This window comes from Pseudomonas sp. No.117 (assembly GCF_054558395.1).
The window spans coordinates 287,833-300,551 of record NZ_BAAJNP010000005.1; the positions used below are offsets into that span (position 1 = coordinate 287,833).

Sequence of the window (12,719 nt, forward strand, 5' to 3'; positions counted from 1 at the left end):
CTTGCGTGCTGGCGCTTGGAGTGCGGATCGCCCCGCAAGTTCGTCTAGCAGCCGCCTTTGAGGATGGCCGCGGCGATCTGGTTCAGGCCGATTTCCTGCTCCACCGCGCCGAGCTTCATGGCTTCCTTGGGCATTCCGTAGACCACGCAGCTGTCTTCGTCCTGGCCCAGGGTACGGCCACCGGCGTCGCGTAACTCCTTGAGCCCCCGGGCACCGTCGTCGCCCATGCCGGTCATGATGATGCCGAGGGCATTGCTGCCGGCGGCGCGAGCCACCGAGCGGAACAGCACGTCCACCGAGGGCCGATGGCGGCTGACCGGTGGCCCGTCGATCACGTCCACCTGGTATTGGGCGCCGCTGCGCTTGAGCAGCATGTGGCGACCACCGGGAGCGATGAGCACGCGCCCGGGCAGTACCCGGTCGCCATGGCGGGCTTCGCGCACCTCCAGCTCGCAGAGGCGGTCCAGCCGCTCGGCGAAGGCGGCGGTGAAGCGCTCCGGCATGTGCTGGACCACCACCATGCCGGGGCAGACCCGTGGCAGCGTGGTGAGCACCGCTTCCAGCGCCTGGGTGCCGCCGGTGGAGGTGCCCAGGGCGACGATACGCTCGGTGGTACGCGCCATGGCCGGGCTACCGCCGGCCGGCAGGATGGCATCGGCGCTGAGCTTGGGCGGCGGCACCACCGGTGCGGCGCGCGGCGCCAGGCGCTTGGGATTGGCCCGGGCGGCCGCCTTCACCGCGCTGGTGAGGTCGTCCGAGGCATCCTTGAGGAATTGCTTGAGATTGGCCTGGGGCTTGGTGACGATGCTGACCGCCCCGGCAGCCATGGCCTGCAGGGTGGTGGCGGCACCCTTCTCGGTCAGGGTGGAGCAGATCACCACCGGCGTCGGGCGCTCGGCCATGATCTTCTTGAGGAAGGTGATGCCGTCCATGCGCGGCATCTCCACGTCCAGCACGATGACGTCGGGCCATTGCTTGCGCATCTTGTCCTGGGCGAACACCGGGTCGGCGGCGACGCCCAGCACCTCGATGGCGGGATCCTCGGCGAGACTCTGGGCGAGTACCTGCCGCACCACGGCGGAGTCGTCGACGATAAGGACCTTGATCTTGTTCATGGAGTGAGTCTCTTGAGCGGCGGGGCATAGCTTAGCCCCACCTGTTGCATGAGCACCTGGCCGTCGACGAGGTCCAGGGACAGTTTGCGATGGCCGACCCCGCGGACATGGCTATGGACGGGGTGCAATCCGGCCGCGGCGAGTTGCGCCAGGGCGGTGTCGACGTTGAGGTCGCCGATGTTCTTGACCCGCCCGTGCAGGAGCTGGGGAAACATGTTGCCGCCGCCATAGAGGCGCACCTGGTAGCCCGCCAGGTCGCCCCCGTGCCGGGCGATGGCCGCGCACATGAGGGCGAGGGATTCGTCGACGTAATGACCATCGGCCAGGGCGCCTGGCACGGGGCGCTGGCGATTGGGCAGCAGCGCATGGGTCATGCCGCCCAGCCGGCGACCGGGATGCCAGAACACGAAGGCCACGCAGGAGCCGAGGATGGTGCGGACGCGCAGCTCGCCCGCGCCGAAATACCATTCGCCAGGACGCAGGAAGAGCTCCGGCCGGGCAGACATGCCTAGAGCGGACGCTGATAGATGGAGGGACTGACCATCTTCAGGGAATCGGTCACTCCGTTCAGGCTTTCGGAATGGCTGACGAAGAAGTAGCCACCGGGGCGCAGATGGCGGACTAGCCGCGACACCACCTGGCGCTTGGTCGGCAGATCGAAGTAGATCATCACGTTGCGCAGGAAGATGATGTCGAAGGTGCCCAGTTCCGGCAGCGCGTTGTTCAGATTGATCTGCCGGAAGGCGATCCGCGCGGTCAGCCGCGGATCGACCAGGAAGGTGCCGTCGTTGTCGCCCACGCCCTTGAAGCAATAGCGCCGCAGCAGCGCAGGCGGGATGTTCTCGGCTTCCGCGAGCGGGTACTGGGCGCCGCGCGCCTTGGCCAGCACCCGGGTGCTCAGGTCGGACGCGACGATCTCCCACGGCCGCTCGCCCAGCCCCTCGGCCAGGGTCATGGCCAGGGTGTAGGGCTCTTCGCCGGACGAACAGGCGCCGCTCCACAGCCGCAAGGGCTGGCGGCGATCCCAGTTCGGCAGCACCTGCTCGCGCAGGAAGTCGAAGTGCTTGGGCTCGCGAAAGAAATAGGTCTCGTTGGTGGTCAGCAGATCGACCGCGATCTGGCACTCCGCCTGGTCGCGCTGGATCAGCTGGAAATAGGCATCGTAGCTGGGTGTGCCACGCTGGCGCACGCGCTTGGCGAGCCGGCCGCTCACCAGGGGGCGCTTGGCATCGGACATGCTGATGCCGGCGACCCGGAAGATGAAGCTGCGAAATTGCCGGAATTCGCTGTCGCTCAGGGCGGGTAGTTCCATGGGCCGGTACTCAGGCAGCCGTCACGGCGGCGAGCTGGGCGAGATCGTCCTCGCCCAGGACCCGGTCCATGTCCAGCAGGATGACGAACCCCGCACCCTGCTTGGCCATGCCGAGGATGAAGTCGGTACGGATGGCGGCGCCGAAGCGCGGCGCCGGCTCGATACCGTCGGCGGCGATCTCAAGCACCTCGCAGACGGCGTCCACGACGATGCCGAACACCTGCGGGTCGCCGTCGACCTGGATCTCCAGCACCACGATGCAGCTGCGTCGCGAGGTCTCGGTCACCTGGTGGCGAAAGCGCACGCCGAGGTCCATAACCGGCACGGCGGCGCCGCGCAGGTTGATCACGCCACGGATGGCGGGTGGCAGCATGGGCACCGTGGTGACCGCGCCGTACTCGATGATCTCGCGCACGCAAGCGGTGTTGACGCCGTAGAGATCACCGGCGAGCTGGAAGGTGAGGAACTGACGGGACAGCATCATGCATGCTCCTCGAAACGGGCGAAGCCGGCCGGTGCGCGGCCCTGCGGGACACGCCGCGAGGTGTCGAGCAGCGCCGAGGTGCGCTCGGCCAGGCTGGGGCCCGGACGGTTGTTGGCGGGACGCACGACCTGCTGCGTCACCGGCGCGCCGGCCAGGGTGAAGTATTCCATCAGTTGCTGCAGCTGCTCGGCCTGGCCGCTCATCTCTTCCGCGGTGGCGGCCAGCTCTTCCGACGCCGAGGCGTTCTGCTGGGTGATCTGGCTCAGTTGCAGCATGGCGCCGTTGATCTGCTCGACCCCAGCGCTCTGCTCTTCGGAGGCGGCGGTGATTTCCTGGACCAGGTCGGAGGTCTTGTTGATGGAGGGCACCATCTCGTCCAGCAGCGAGCCGGCACGCTCGGCCAGGGCCACGCTGCTCTTGGCCACGGTGCCGATCTCCTGGGCCGCCACCTGGCTGCGTTCGGCCAGCTTGCGCACCTCGGCGGCCACCACGGCGAAACCCTTGCCGTGCTCGCCGGCACGGGCGGCCTCGATGGCGGCGTTCAGGGCCAGCAGGTTGGTCTGGTAGGCGATGTCGTCGACGATGCCGATCTTCTCGGCGATGGTCTTCATGGCCACCAGCGTCTCCCGTACCGCCTGGCCGCCCTCCTCCGCTTCTCGCGCGGCCTTGCCGGCCATGCCGTCGGTGACCTTGGCGTTCTCGGTGTTCTGGGCGATGGAGGCGGACATCTGCTCGATGCTGGCGCTGGTCTCCTCGACCGACGCCGCTTGCTCGGTGCTGGCCTGGCTCATGCTCTGGGCGGTGGCCGAGACCTCTTCGGAGGCGCTGGCCAGGCCATCGGCCGAGCTGCGCACATCGCTGATGATCTGTGCCAGGGTGGTGGTCATGGTGCGCACCGAAGCGAGCATGCTGGAGGTGTCACCCGCGCGGGTCACCACCGCGACGCTCAGGTCGCCACGGGCGATGCGCTGCACCACCTCGGCGGCATAGGCCGGCTCGCCACCCAGCTGGCGCACCAGGCTGCGGGCGATCAGGTAGCCCAGCAGCAGGGAGACCAGCATGGCGACGGCGCCGATCACCATCATCAGGTTGCGGGCGTCGACATAGGCGGTGGTGGCCTCCTCACCCGAGGAAATCATGCGCTGGGCCTGGTGCTCATTGAGCGCACTGGCCGCGGCGACGAGTTCGTTATTGTTCGGTGCGAACACATTCAGCAGGAAATCCCGTGCCTGGCCGCGGTCGACGTCCAACAGACGGAAGAATTCGGTGTACTTGTCCTGCAATCGCTGGCGGGTCTCGATGATGGCGTTGAGCCGACGCTTGCCTTCATCGCTCTGCACTCTTTTGCCCAGCTCGGCGAGGATGTCGGAGTTCTCGGCCCGTATCCGCTTGATGTCTTCCAGGTTCTTGGCCCGCGCCTCGACAGCGTCCTGCAGCAGCAGGTTGCGCATCAGCCGTCCGGAATCCAGGGTATTGCGCGACAGCGTATTGGCCAGCACGGTGAGCGGGAAGTTGCGCTGCGACATGGTGTCGGCCGCCTCCTTCATCTTCTCCATGTTCAGGATCGCCACGCCTATCGTCAGCATCAGCATGAAGATGGCGGCTCCGAAGCCGATCGCCAGCTTGGTCGAAACGCGAAGTCTGTTCAGCATGGTGGAGGCGCCTCCGGCGCCGGTTGCAACGGTATCGAGAAAGAGGCGCCACCTGCGGTCGACGCCGGAATTCAGCTGGGCGGAGCGGTCAGGAGACAGCCTGGGCGAGGCTGGCCAGTTCGTGCACGTCCAGCACCCGGGAGACATCCAGCAGGGTCACGAAGCCGTCGGCGGACTTGACCATGCCGGCGATGAAGTGCGGCGCCAGGCGACTGCCGAAGGCCGGCGCCGGACGGATGTCCGCGGCGGCGATCTCCAGCACCTCGCTCACCGCATCCACCACCACGCCCAGCACCTGGGTATCCTCGGTATCGCTCACCTCGAGGATGACGATGCAGGTGCGCGGTCCGACGCGGGTCGGCGCGCCCCCGAAGCGCGCTTCCAGATCGACCACCGGCACCACGGCGCCGCGCAGGTTGATCACGCCGCGAATGCAGGCCGGCATCAGGGGCACCTGGGTCAGTTGGCCGAACTCGATGATCTCGCGAACCGCGAGGGTATCCACCGCGTAGGTCTCGCCCTTCACCACGAAGGTCAGGTGCTGGTGGCCCAGGTGTTCGTGAACGATGTCGCCAAGGGTCAGGGCATTCATGACGCCGTTACTCCGGGAAGCGGACGTAGCCGTCCGGCAGGCCGCCGGCGGCCAGCTGGGTACGGCGCGGGGCCGGCTGGGCCGTGCGGGCCACGACCGGCCGGGCCTGCTCGATGGCACGCTCGAGGTCCTGGACCACCCGGCCATCACCAGTGTTGAAGAAGCCCATCAGGCGCTGCAGCTGCTCGGCCTGGCCGCTCATCTCTTCCGCGGTGGCGGCCAGCTCTTCCGACGCCGAGGCGTTCTGCTGGGTGATCTGGTTGAGTTGCAGCATGGCGCTATTGATCTGAGTGACTCCGCTACTCTGTTCTTCGGACGCCGCGGCGATTTCCTGTACCAGATCGGAGGTCTTGCTGATGGACGGTACCATTTCGTCGAGCAGCGACCCGGCGCGCTCGGCCAGGGCCACGCTGCTCTTGGCCACGGTGCCGATTTCCTGGGCCGCCACCTGGCTGCGTTCGGCCAGCTTGCGCACCTCGGCGGCCACCACGGCGAAGCCCTTGCCGTGCTCGCCGGCACGGGCGGCCTCGATGGCGGCGTTCAAGGCCAGCAGGTTGGTCTGGTAGGCGATGTCGTCGACGATGCCGATCTTCTCGGCGATGGTCTTCATCGCCACCAGGGTCTCACCGACCGCTTCGCCACCTTCGTTGGCCTCCCGCGCGGCCTTGCCCGCCATGCCGTCGGTGACCTTGGCGTTCTCGGTGTTCTGGGCGATGGAGGCCGACATCTGCTCGACGCTGGCGCTGGTCTCCTCGACCGAGGCAGCCTGTTCGGTGCTGGCCTGGCTCATGCTCTGGGCGGTGGCGGAGATCTCTTCCGAGGCACTGGCCAGGGCGTCGGCCGACAGCCGCACGTCGCCGATGATCTGGTTCAGCTTGCCCACGGTGCCATTGACCGACTGCTTGAGGTCCAGCAGCTGGCCCTGGTAGTCCCCGCGCACGGTACGGCTCAGGTCGCCCTGGGCCAGGCCGGCCATCACGTCCATGGCCTCGCTGACCGGCGCCACGATGGCGTCCAGGGTGCCGTTGATGCCGGCGACGATGCGGCGGAAGTCACCCTGGTGGGCGCTGGCATCGGCACGGGTGTCCAGGCGCCCGGCCATGGCGGCCTGGCTCAGCTGGTTGGCGTCCTCCACCAGGCGCTGGATGTTGCCGCGCACTTGCTCGAGGTTGTCGTTGATCACCGCCTTCTGGCCGGGGAAGCGTTCCAGGGCCACCGACAGGTCGCCCTCGCCGAAGCTCTTGACGCAGGCCATGGCCTTGCTGGAGTCGCTGAGGTGTCCGGCGACCATGCCGTTGACCCCCTCGGCCATGTCGCGGAAGGTGCCCTGGAAACGCTCGGCCGGGATGCGCACGGCGGTTTCGCCGCGGTCATGGGCCGCGGACATGCTGCTCATCTCGCTGATCAGGCCACGCAGGGTGGTGACCATGTTCTGCATGGCCGCCATCAGGCTGGTCTTGTCGTCGGCGCGCAGCTTAATGTCGTCGGGCAGGTCGCCGGCGGCCACGCGGCCGGCCAGGGTGGCGACCGCGGCGGGTTCACCGCCCAGCTGCCGCAGCAGGTTGCGGGTGATGAAGAAGCCCAGCAGCGCGACGGCGAGCAGGGTCGCCAGGGCGATGGACAGCGCCAGCCAGGTGGCCTCGACCTTGGTCTTCTGGGCCAGCTGCACGCCCTGTTGCGCCAGGGTCTGGTTGTAGGCGACGTGCTCGTCGATGGCCTTGTTGATGGTGGCGAGGACGTCGCGGCGGCTGGTCATCAGCGCCTGGGCGTCTTCGTTGCGATTCTGCCGCGACAGGGCGACGACCTGTTCGCCCAGGGCGAACAACGCCACGAAGCTGGCGCGATCGGTGGCCAGCAGCCCGCGGTCGCGGTCGTCGGACACCAGCGTCTCGTACCTGTCCAGGCTCTGGCCGATACGGTCCTTGGCGCTGGCCAGGTCCTGCTCCACCGAGCTCATGCCATCGGCACTGGTGGAGAGCACGTGGCGATAGATGCCCGCCACGTAGTCGGAGCGGCTGTCGTTGACATCGCCGAGGGCCTTGAGGCTGGGGACGGTGTTGTCGTTGCCATAGTTGGCCGCCTGGAACACCTGGTCGATCTCGTATTGCCCGGTGCCGGCCAGCACCAGGATGCCGAGGAGCGCAGACAGCACCAGCAGCAGCATTTTCTTGATGACGGTCATGTCGATGGTCTCGAAAAAGGCCACCCAGGGGGGAGGCCGCAAGGTAGGGAATCAGGAGTCGAAGGGCACGTAGCCTTCGGGTGCATTACCGGAGGTGCCATTGCGTAACGCTTTGCCGGAGGCGCGTGTCACCCTGGGCCGCGAAGCCTCCAGTGCCCGCTCCAGGTCTTGCACGACCCGGCCTTCGCCGGTGTTGAAGAAGCCCATCAGGCGCTGCAGCTGCTCGGCCTGGCCGCTCATCTCTTCCGCGGTGGCGGCCAGCTCTTCCGACGCCGAGGCGTTCTGCTGGGTGATCTGGCTCAGTTGCAGCATGGCGCCGTTGATCTGGCTCACCCCACTGCTCTGCTCTTCGCTGGCGGCGGCGATTTCCTGCACCAGGTCCGAGGTCTTGCCGATGGAGGGCACGATCTGGTCCAGCAGGTTGCCGGCGCGCTCGGCCAGGGCCACGCTGCTCTTGGCCACGGTGCCGATTTCCTGGGCCGCCACCTGGCTGCGTTCGGCCAGCTTGCGCACCTCGGCGGCCACCACGGCGAAGCCCTTGCCATGCTCGCCGGCACGGGCGGCCTCGATGGCGGCGTTCAGCGCCAGCAGGTTGGTCTGGTAGGCGATGTCGTCGACGATGCCGATCTTCTCGGCGATGGTCTTCATCGCCACCAGGGTCTCACCGACCGCTTCGCCCCCTTCGTTGGCCTCCCGCGCGGCCTTGCCGGCCATGCCGTCGGTGACCTTGGCGTTCTCGGTGTTCTGGGCGATGGACGCCGACATCTGCTCGACGCTGGCGCTGGTCTCCTCGACCGACGCCGCTTGCTCGGTACTCGCTTGGCTCATGCTCTGGGCGGTGGCGGAGATCTCTTCCGAGGCACTGGCCAGGGCGTCCGCCGACAGTCGCACGTCGCCGATGATCTGGTTCAGCTTGCCCACGGTGCCGTTGACCGATTGCTTGAGGTCCAGCAGCTGGCCCTGGTAGTCACCGCGCACGGTACGGCTCAGGTCGCCCTGGGCCAGGCCGGCCATCACGTCCATGGCCTCGCTGACCGGCGCCACGATGGCGTCCAGGGTGCCGTTGATGCCGGCGACGATGCGACGGAAGTCGCCCTGGTGGGCGCTGGCATCGGCACGGGTGTCCAGGCGCCCGGCCATGGCGGCCTGGCTCAGCTGGTTGGCGTCCTCGACCAGGCGCTGGATGTTGCCGCGGACCTGCTCGAGGTTGTCGTTGATCACCGCCTTCTGGCCGGGGAAGCGTTCCAGGGCCACCGACAGGTCACCCTCGCCGAAGCTCTTGACGCAGGCCATGGCCTTGCGCGAATCCTCCAGGTGGCCGGCAACCATGGCGTTGACGCCCTCGGCCATGCTGCGGAAGGTGCCCTGGAAGCGCTCCACGGGGATGCGCGCGTCGGTTTCACCACGATCATGGGCCTGGGACAGCTGCACCATCTCCGCGACCAGCTGCTGGATGTTGCCGCGTACCTGTTCGAGGTTGTCGTTGATCACCGCCTTCTTGCCGGGGAAGCGTTCCAGCGGCGCGGCCAGATCGCCTTCACCGAAGCTCCGTACGCAGGCCATGGCCTTGCTGGAATCGCTCAGGTGACCGGCGACCATGGCGTTGACGCCCTCGGCGACGTTGCGGAAGGTGCCCTGGAAACGTTCCAGCGGGATGCGCGCATCGGTCTCGCCGCGGTCGTGCTCGGCGGCCATGGTGGTCATTTCCTGCACCAGGCCGCGCAGGGTCAGCACCATGCGCTGCATGGCCGCCATCAGGCTGGAATCGTCGCCCTCGCGCAGGCGCAAGTCATCCGGCAGATCGCCCGCTGCCGTCCGGTTGGCGACCTTGGCCACCGCGGCTGGCTCACCGCCCAGCTGGCGCAGCAGGTTGCGGGTGATGAAGAAGCCGAGCAGGCCGACCGCCAGCAGCGTCGCCAGGGCGATGCCGATGGAAAGGACGGTGGCCTGGCTCATGGTATGGCCGGCAATCTGCGCCTGCTCGCTACCCAGCTTCTGGTTGTAGCCGCGGTGCGCATCGAGGGTATCGCCGACATGGTCGACGATCTTGCGCTTCTCACCGAGGATGCGTTTGACCTCCTCGTCCTGGCTGGCTCGCGACAGCGGCAATACCAGGGCGACCAGATCGTTCAATTGCGCGATCGCCTGGCGATCGTCCTGCAGCATGCGCCGATCGGTCTCGTCGGAGATCAGCGGCTCATAGTCCTTGAGTGCCTTCTCGGTCAGTTGTTGCGCCTCGGTCAACTCCTTCTCGACATCGCGCGTTGCCGCCTCGCCGTCCGCCGCCAGATGGCGGTAGATACCGGTGATGATGTCGGCGGAATGGGCGTCGATGGCGTCAATACCCAGAATGGAGGGCACGGTGTTGTCGTTGCCATAGTTGGCACGCTCGTACACCTGGCTGAGTTGCTGGTAGGCGATGCCCGCCAGGAGAATGATCCCCAGCAGCGCGGAGAGGACCAGCAGGGACATGCGTTTGGTGACGGTCATGGGTCGACTTCTCGGAGGCGATCAGGCCAGCGCCGGAGCGTGGGTGGCCAGGGTGGTGGAGGACGCCTCGCCGATCAGGCCGGGCACGTTCAGGATCAGGGCCACCGCACCGCTACCGAGGATGGTGAAGCCCCCCAGACTGCGGTTGTGGCCGAACAGCGGGCCGAGCGGCTTGATCACGGTCTGGAATTCGCCGAGCAACTGGTCGACCACCAGGCCGGCGCGCTGGCCGGCATAGCGCACCACCACCACGTTCTGCCGCCGCGGCGGCTCTTCCTCGATGGCGAACAGCTGGCGCAGGCGCAGCACCGGCAGCACCTCGCCGCGCAGGTCGAGATAGTCGTTGCCGCTGGCCTGGACGCTGGCCGCCTCGGTCAGCTCGATGCACTCCTCCACCGCCTCCAGCGGCACCACGTAGGTGGCCTTGCCGACGCCGATGAGGAAGCCGTCGATGATCGCCAGGGTCAGCGGCAGGCGGATGGTCACCTTGGTGCCCCGGCCTTCCTCGCTGGTGAGGTCGACGCTGCCGCGCAGAGCGGTGATGTTCTTCTTGACCACGTCCATGCCGACGCCGCGACCGGACAGGTTGCTGATCTGCTCGGCGGTGGAGAAGCCCGGCTCGAAGATCAGGTTGAACACGTCCTTGTCGGCCAGCACCTGGCCCTCGGCGATCAGGCCGCGCTCGGTCGCCTTGCGCAGGATGCGCTCGCGGGCCAGGCCGCCGCCGTCGTCGGTGACCTCGATGACGATGCTGCTCGACTCGTGATAGGCATGCAGACCGACGGTGCCCTGGGCCGGCTTGCCGCGGGCCAGGCGCAACTCGGCCGACTCGATGCCATGGTCCATGGCATTGCGGATCAGGTGGGTCAGCGGATCGCCGATCTTCTCCACCACGGTCTTGTCCAGCTCGGTCTCGCCGCCGCTGATCTGCAGGGCGATGTCCTTGCCGATCTCCTTGGAGACGTCCCGCACCACCCGTTGGAAACGGTTGAAGGTGGTGCCGATCTGCACCATGCGCAGGGTCAGGGCGGTGTCGCGCACCTCCTCGACCAGCCGCGAGAGCACCCCGGTGGACTCCACCAGCGCGGCCAGGCCGCTCTGCTGGGCGATGAGCTGGGTGCCGGCACCGGCGATGATGAGTTCGCCGATCAGGTCGATGAGCTGGTCGAGCTTGGTCGCGTCGATGCGGATCAACTGGCCATCGCCGGCGCTGCCGCTACGTTGTTCCTTGACCTTGCGCTGCTTGTTCAGCGCCGCGTCCACCACCGGCGAATTGACCAGGTGCGCCTCGACCAGGGCCTCGCCGATGGGCTTGCGCGGTGTCGCCGGATCGGCCTGGCGGCGCAGGACCTCGTCCAGCTCGGTGGCGGTCAGGGTGCCGCAGCGCACCAGGATCTCGCCCAGGCGCAGGTCTTCTTCGGGCAGCGCCTCGATCAGCTGGCAGTAGTCACTGCTGCGGCTGTGCGGCGGCAGGATACGGATCTGGCTGTCCTCGCGGACGAATTCGAAGGCCGCCTCGATGGTGTCCTTGTCGGCATCACTGTCGAAGGCCACCTCGAACCCCAGGTAGCAGGTCTCCGGGTCCATCTCGGCGGCCGCGGGGATGGCATCGGTCAGGGTGACGATAGTGACGATGCGACCGAAGCTGTTGAGATAGCGCACGAAAGCCAGGGGGTCCATGCCGTTGCGCAGCATGTCCGGGCCGAAGCGCAGCGACAGGTGCCAATGACCGGCCGCCACGCCATCCGCGGGCGGCAGCGCGGCGCGGGCGGTCGCGGCGGGCTCGAGGGCCTTGGCGCTGGGTTGCAGGTAGTGTTCGAGGCGCTGCACCAGGGCGGCGCCGGCCGCCTGGAATTCGGCCTCGGGCTCGCTGCCGGAGGAGACCCGGGCGATCAGGCCGTTGAGGTGATCGCAGACCTCCAGGAAGAGCGCGGACAGGGTGTCGTCGAAGGCCAGCTCGCCGCTGCGGATGCGGTCCAGCACGCTTTCGGCGACATGGGTGAAGGCCACCACGTGATCCAGGCCGAACAGGCCGGCCGAGCCCTTGATGGTATGGGCGGCGCGAAAGATGGCGTTGATCAGCTCGGCGTCGTCCGGCGCCTGCTCGATCTGCAGCAGCGCGGCCTCCATCTGCTGCAGCAGCTCCTCGCTCTCGGCGATGAAGGTCTTGAGGATCTCGTCCAGATTCATGCCGCGACCCCTTCGGCCGCCGTGGCCGTGAAGAAATCGGCGAGGCCGGCCAGCGCCAGCAATTCGGTGATGGCCGGGCTGGGATCGACCAGCTCGAGGCTGCCACCCAGACGTTGCGCTTCCCGGTGGGCCAGCAGCAGCAACTGCAGCCCGGCCGAATCGAATTCGTCGACCTCGGCCAGCTCCAGCGCCACGGTGACCCCGGCGGAGAGGGGCTCCATCAGCAGCGGCTTGCTGTCCGCCGCGGTATAGATGGTCAGCGGCCCGACGAAGGGCAACCGGGTACGAACGACGTCGTTCATGGGGGTAGCCTCCGGGGCTATCAGGGCATGATCAGCTTGGAAACGGCCGCCAGCATCTGCGCCGGCTGGAACGGCTTGACCATCCAGGCCTTGGCACCGGCGGCCTGGCCGGCGGCCTTCTTGGCGGCGTCGGATTCGGTGGTGAGCATGATCACCGGGGTGAATTTGTAGGCCGGTAGCTTCTTCGCCGCAGCGACGAAGGTGATGCCGTCCATGTTGGGCATGTTCACGTCGCTGATGATCAGGTGGACCTTGCGACCGTCCAGCTTGGTCAGGGCGTCCCGCCCGTCGCAGCCCTCGATGACGTCGTAGCCGGCGCTTTTCAGCGTCATGGACACCACCTGACGGATGGAGATGGAGTCGTCGACGATCAGAATGGTCTTGTTGCTCATAGCAGCTT

Annotated in this window: 11 protein-coding genes; all 11 read right to left on the reverse strand. The window is 67.4% G+C overall.

Features of this window, described 5'->3' with window-relative positions:
* Positions 1 to 44: 44 nt before the first annotated feature.
* On the reverse strand, positions 45 to 1,115 hold the full coding sequence (locus ACYJP6_RS14125; RefSeq protein ID WP_459475635.1) for a protein-glutamate methylesterase/protein-glutamine glutaminase: 1,071 nt from the start codon (positions 1,113 to 1,115) through the stop codon (positions 45 to 47).
* Positions 1,112 to 1,621 carry a chemotaxis protein CheD gene (locus ACYJP6_RS14130; protein ID WP_459475636.1) on the reverse strand — a complete coding sequence of 170 codons (510 nt, stop codon included), beginning with the start codon at positions 1,619 to 1,621 and terminating at the stop codon, positions 1,112 to 1,114. The genes ACYJP6_RS14125 and ACYJP6_RS14130 overlap by 4 nt, the downstream gene beginning before the upstream one ends.
* 2 nt (positions 1,622 to 1,623) lie before the next feature.
* Positions 1,624 to 2,427, reverse strand: a complete 804-nt coding sequence (locus ACYJP6_RS14135; RefSeq protein ID WP_459475637.1) for a CheR family methyltransferase — start codon at positions 2,425 to 2,427, stop codon at positions 1,624 to 1,626.
* 10 nt (positions 2,428 to 2,437) lie between these two features.
* Positions 2,438 to 2,908, reverse strand: coding sequence for a chemotaxis protein CheW (locus ACYJP6_RS14140; protein ID WP_459475827.1), 471 nt, complete (start codon positions 2,906 to 2,908; stop codon positions 2,438 to 2,440).
* On the reverse strand, positions 2,908 to 4,563 hold the full coding sequence (locus ACYJP6_RS14145; RefSeq protein ID WP_459475638.1) for a methyl-accepting chemotaxis protein: 1,656 nt from the start codon (positions 4,561 to 4,563) through the stop codon (positions 2,908 to 2,910). Before ACYJP6_RS14145 ends, ACYJP6_RS14140 begins: the two co-directional genes overlap by 1 nt.
* An 88-nt stretch (positions 4,564 to 4,651) precedes the next feature.
* Entirely contained in the window at positions 4,652 to 5,155 is a 504-nt protein-coding gene (locus ACYJP6_RS14150) for a chemotaxis protein CheW (protein WP_459475639.1), read from the reverse strand.
* A gap of 7 nt (positions 5,156 to 5,162) precedes the next feature.
* Positions 5,163 to 7,337, reverse strand: a complete 2,175-nt coding sequence (locus tag ACYJP6_RS14155; protein WP_459475640.1) for a HAMP domain-containing methyl-accepting chemotaxis protein — start codon at positions 7,335 to 7,337, stop codon at positions 5,163 to 5,165.
* 51 nt (positions 7,338 to 7,388) lie between these two features.
* Positions 7,389 to 9,827, reverse strand: coding sequence for a methyl-accepting chemotaxis protein (locus tag ACYJP6_RS14160; RefSeq protein ID WP_459475641.1), 2,439 nt, complete (start codon positions 9,825 to 9,827; stop codon positions 7,389 to 7,391).
* Between the two features lie 21 nt (positions 9,828 to 9,848).
* Positions 9,849 to 12,017 carry a chemotaxis protein CheA gene (locus tag ACYJP6_RS14165; protein ID WP_459475642.1) on the reverse strand — a complete coding sequence of 723 codons (2,169 nt, stop codon included), beginning with the start codon at positions 12,015 to 12,017 and terminating at the stop codon, positions 9,849 to 9,851.
* On the reverse strand, positions 12,014 to 12,319 hold the full coding sequence (locus ACYJP6_RS14170) for an STAS domain-containing protein (protein ID WP_459475644.1): 306 nt from the start codon (positions 12,317 to 12,319) through the stop codon (positions 12,014 to 12,016). The genes ACYJP6_RS14165 and ACYJP6_RS14170 overlap by 4 nt, the downstream gene beginning before the upstream one ends.
* 20 nt (positions 12,320 to 12,339) lie before the next feature.
* Positions 12,340 to 12,711, reverse strand: a complete 372-nt coding sequence (locus tag ACYJP6_RS14175) for a response regulator (RefSeq protein ID WP_145013022.1) — start codon at positions 12,709 to 12,711, stop codon at positions 12,340 to 12,342.
* Positions 12,712 to 12,719: the final 8 nt, after the last annotated feature.